The organism is Haloferax profundi, assembly GCF_001469865.1.
In the GTDB taxonomy this organism is placed as follows: Archaea; Halobacteriota; Halobacteria; order Halobacteriales; family Haloferacaceae; genus Haloferax; species Haloferax profundi.
The window spans coordinates 1-524 of sequence record NZ_LOPV01000454.1 but is presented as its reverse complement, the minus strand read 5'-3'; the positions used below and the strand labels follow the sequence as shown (position 1 = coordinate 524).

1 protein-coding gene is annotated in these 524 nt (G+C 48.5%); it reads right to left on the bottom strand.

The window, feature by feature from the left end:
• Positions 1-279: 279 nt before the first annotated feature.
• Positions 280-524, bottom strand: a 245-nt coding sequence (locus AUR66_RS22770; protein WP_231727919.1) for a hypothetical protein, incomplete at its 5' end; no start/stop codon positions are given.

Below are 524 nucleotides of genomic sequence, written 5' to 3'. Positions count from 1 at the left end.
GTCAATTATTGGTTACTTTCACAAATCGATCGGATGGCGACCTCGATTTTCTCTTGGTCGGCGGTGAGCGTCATAGTCGATGGCGTACCCGCCACCCGTTATCTGTTGTTGTCACGTTCGGGGTTTGTCGAGGCAGTCGAACCGGAATTGGGTTCATACCGATTGGTCTCGCTTACTCGGTGTGTGGTGTGTCTGACTGGCATCCACTATTGTCCCGTTCGTGTATTGTTCACTCGTTGAGACTGTGCTCTATGCTGAGACGGTTTTTGACTCATCGATTTAGCTGAACTGAGGTGGTATGTCAAGAATGCCAATTTCAAGCCTGCTGACATCCTCGGTCACCAATAATTGACGCCGTACCGAATGTGACACTCCTATCACGTAACCCCCAAAAATGGACAATTTCTCTTCCTTGGGGTTCAAACCGCCCGTTCTCACCGCCAGAACTGGGAAGAGATACAGTTCTCCCCAAACAACTATACCAGTCATCACAATAACACTAGAGAACTTATGGATGATGTAGG